Consider the following 3436-nt stretch of genomic DNA (forward strand, 5'->3'; position numbering starts at 1 on the left):
TCCCCCCGTGCTTGGGAACATGTCTCGGGGGTGCTCGGCGTGCCCGGCCCGCCGGGCCGGGGCCCCCCGGCCGGCGCGGGGGCGGGGCGGGGCCGCGCAGTGTGCTCGCATACATCATCCGGCGCCTCGTCGGCGCCGTTCTCATGCTGTTGCTCATCAGCCTGGTGACCTTCGGCATCTTCTTCTGGCTTCCGAAGCTGGCGGGTCAGACCACCGACCAGCTCGCGGCGTCCTACGTCGGCAAGGCCCCGACGGCAGAGGCGATCCAGGCCACCAAGGAACGGCTCGGCCTGGACAAGCCGGTGGTGGTGCAGTACGGCCACTACCTCAAGGGCATCGTGGCCGGTGAGGACTTCAAGGCCGGGCCGGTCACCGACCACTGCCCGGCGCCCTGCCTCGGCTATTCCTTCCGCACCAGCCAGCCGGTGCTCCCGACGCTGATGGACCGCGCCCCGGCGACCCTGGGGCTGGCCATAGGCGCCGCGATCGTCTGGCTGATCGTCGGTGTGTCGACCGGCGTCGTCTCGGCGCTGAAGAGAGGCAGCATCTGGGACAGGGCCGCGATGGTGATCGCCCTCAGCGGCGTGTCGCTGCCGATCTACTTCACGGGCCTGGTGTCGCTCGCCCTGTTCTCCTACAAGCTGGGCATCTTCCCCGGCGGAGGCAGTTACGTGGGCTTCAGCCAGAACCCGTTGACATGGTTCGAGTCGCTGGTGCTGCCCTGGGTCACCCTGGCGTTCCTGTACGCCGCGATGTACGCGCGGCTCACCAGAGCGGGCATGCTGGAAACGATGAACGAGGACTACATCCGGACGGCCCGCGCCAAGGGGCTGCCGGAGAAGACGGTCATCACCAAGCACGCGCTGCGCGCCTCGCTGACCCCCATCCTGACCATCTTCGGCCTCGACTTCGGGCTGCTGATCGGTGGCGCGGTGCTCACCGAGAACACCTTCAGCATCCCCGGCCTCGGGCAGCTGGCGATCAGCTCGATCGGCACCGGCGACCTGCCGATGGTGCTCGGCGTGACCACCCTCGCCGCCACCTTCATCGTCGTGATCAACCTGATCGTCGACCTCCTGTACGCCATCATCGACCCGAGAGTGAGGCTGGGCTGATGACCGACACCACGCCGGCCGCCGGGCCCGCCGCGGGCGCCGGGGAGGCTCCCACGGCGTTCCTCGAGGTCCGCGACCTGAAGATCCACTTCCCGACCGACGACGGTCTGGTGAAGTCGGTCGACGGGCTGTCGTTCCAGCTGGAGAAGGGCCGCACGCTCGGCATCGTCGGCGAGTCCGGCTCCGGCAAGAGCGTCACGAGCCTCGGCATCCTCGGCCTGCACAACCGCAGCAACGCCAACGTGTCCGGCGAGATCTGGCTCGACGGCCAGGAGCTCGTCGGCGCGTCGCCCGGCGACGTCCGCCGGCTGCGCGGCCGCAAGATGGCGATGATCTTCCAGGACCCGCTGTCGTCGATGCACCCCTTCTACACGGTGGGCGCGCAGATCATCGAGGCGTACCGGGTCCACAACGACGTGTCCAAGCAGGTGGCGCGCAAGCACGCCATCGACATGCTCGGCCGCGTCGGCATCCCGAAGCCGGACAAGCGCGTCGACGACTACCCCCACCAGTTCTCCGGCGGCATGCGGCAGCGCGCCATGATCGCGATGGCGCTGTCCTGCGACCCGGAGCTGCTGATCGCCGACGAGCCGACTACGGCGCTGGACGTGACCGTCCAGGCGCAGATCCTCGACCTGATCCGGGACCTGCAGCAGGAGTTCAACTCCGCCGTCATCATGATCACCCACGATCTCGGGGTGGTCGCGGAGCTGTCGGACGACATCCTGGTGATGTACGCGGGGCGGTGCGCCGAGTACGCCTCGGTGGAGGACGCCTTCCACCGGCCCCTGCACCCCTACACCTGGGGGCTGCTCGGGTCGATGCCGCGGCTGGACCGGGAGCGCACCGAACGGCTGATGCCGATCAAGGGCACCCCGCCGAGCCTGATCAACGTGCCGCAGGGCTGCGCGTTCAACCCGCGGTGCGCGTACAAGGACCTCAACGGGGACAAGTCCACGACGGTGCGCCCCGAACTGGTCGAGGCGGTCCCGGGCCACAAGGTCGCCTGCCATCTCCCGCTGGAGAAGAAGCAGGAGATCTGGGAATCCGAGATCCGGCCGAAGCTGTGACGAGCACGGGTGGGAACAAGACTGTGAGCACTTCTGACACCGCCGCGGCGGGGACCACCGTCCCCGGCGCCGCGGAGACCTCCGCCGACGCGGCGGCGCCCCGTCCCGTCCGGGACGGGGAGATGCTGCTGGAGGTGGAGAACCTCGGCAAGCACTTCCCCGTCACCGCGGGGCTGCTGCGCCGGCAGGTCGCGGCGGTGAAGGCCGTCGACGGCGTGTCGTTCTCGGTCCGCAAGGGCGAGACCCTCGGCCTGGTGGGGGAGTCGGGCTGCGGCAAGTCCACCACCGGCCGGATGATCATGCGGCTGCTGGACCCGAGCTTCGGCAAGATCAGCTTCGAGGGGCAGGACATCACCACGATGTCCCAGGGGCGGCTGCGGCCGCTCCGCCGCGACCTCCAGATGATCTTCCAGGACCCGTACTCGTCGCTGAACCCGCGCAAGACGGTCGGCGCGATCGTCGGGGCCCCGTTCCGGCTGCAGAACATCGCCACCGAGAACGGGGTGAAGAAGGCCGTCCAGGAGATCCTGGAGCTGGTCGGCCTCAACCCCGAGCACTACAACCGGTACCCGCACGAGTTCTCCGGCGGCCAGCGCCAGCGCATCGGGATCGCCCGCACGCTGGCGCTCAAGCCGAAGCTGATCGTCGCGGACGAGCCGGTGTCGGCCCTGGACGTGTCGGTGCAGGCGCAGGTCGTCAACCTGCTGGAGGACCTGCAGGACGAGCTCGACCTCACCTACGTGGTGATCGCGCACGACCTGTCGGTCGTCCGGCACATCTCCGACCGGGTCGCCGTCATGTACCTCGGCAAGATCGTCGAGATCGCGGACCGCAACGACCTGTACGAGCGGCCGATGCACCCGTACACCAACGCGCTGCTGTCGGCGGTGCCGGTCCCGGACCCGAGCCAGCGCGGCGAGCGGCAGCGGATCCGGCTGCAGGGCGACGTGCCGAGCCCCCTCGACCCGCCGCCCGCGTGCCGGTTCCACACCCGCTGCTGGAAGGCGCAGGACATCTGCAAGCAGGTCGAGCCGCCGCTGATCGAGCTCAGCCACGGCCACCAGGCCGCGTGCCACTTCCCGGAGAACACCACCGTGTCGGCGACCGACGAGGTCGCGAAGGCCGCGGTGGCGCCGGGGACCGCGCCGGCCGCCGAGTCCGACGCCGAGACCGGCGAGTAGGCCCCGGCCGCAGGACCGCCCTCGGGCGCGCCTCCGGCACGCCGAAGCCCCGGCCCCCGCACAGGGGGAC

Annotated in this window: 3 protein-coding genes; all 3 read left to right on the forward strand. The window is 70.0% G+C overall.

Annotated features, from left to right (window positions below; genetic code table 11):
* Nucleotides 1-101 precede the first annotated feature (101 nt).
* The 3 genes from ABZ914_RS48705 (at nt 102) to ABZ914_RS48715 (ending at nt 3366) form a co-directional block, all read left to right on the forward strand.
* Entirely contained in the window at nt 102-1115 is a 1014-nt protein-coding gene (locus ABZ914_RS48705) for an ABC transporter permease (protein ID WP_433154344.1), read from the forward strand.
* Nucleotides 1115-2185, forward strand: coding sequence for an ABC transporter ATP-binding protein (locus ABZ914_RS48710; RefSeq protein WP_500201411.1), 1071 nt, complete (start codon nt 1115-1117; stop codon nt 2183-2185). The genes ABZ914_RS48705 and ABZ914_RS48710 overlap by 1 nt, the downstream gene beginning before the upstream one ends.
* Nucleotides 2186-2307: 122 nt before the next feature.
* Nucleotides 2308-3366 (forward strand): ABC transporter ATP-binding protein, encoded by a 1059-nt coding sequence (locus ABZ914_RS48715; RefSeq protein WP_500201412.1) that lies wholly within the window; start codon nt 2308-2310, stop codon nt 3364-3366.
* The last annotated feature ends 70 nt before the right edge of the window (nt 3367-3436 follow it).

It is taken from the genome of Spirillospora sp. NPDC046719, from assembly GCF_040645715.1.
Taxonomy (GTDB): Bacteria; Actinomycetota; Actinomycetes; order Streptosporangiales; family Streptosporangiaceae; genus Spirillospora.

Coding starts and splice junctions, on each gene's coding strand:
- ABZ914_RS48710 (WP_500201411.1), top strand. CDS start 1,115: ATGACCGACACCACGCCGGCCGCCGGGCCCGCCGCGGGCGCCGGGGAG.
- ABZ914_RS48715 (WP_500201412.1), top strand. CDS start 2,308: ATGCTGCTGGAGGTGGAGAACCTCGGCAAGCACTTCCCCGTCACCGCG.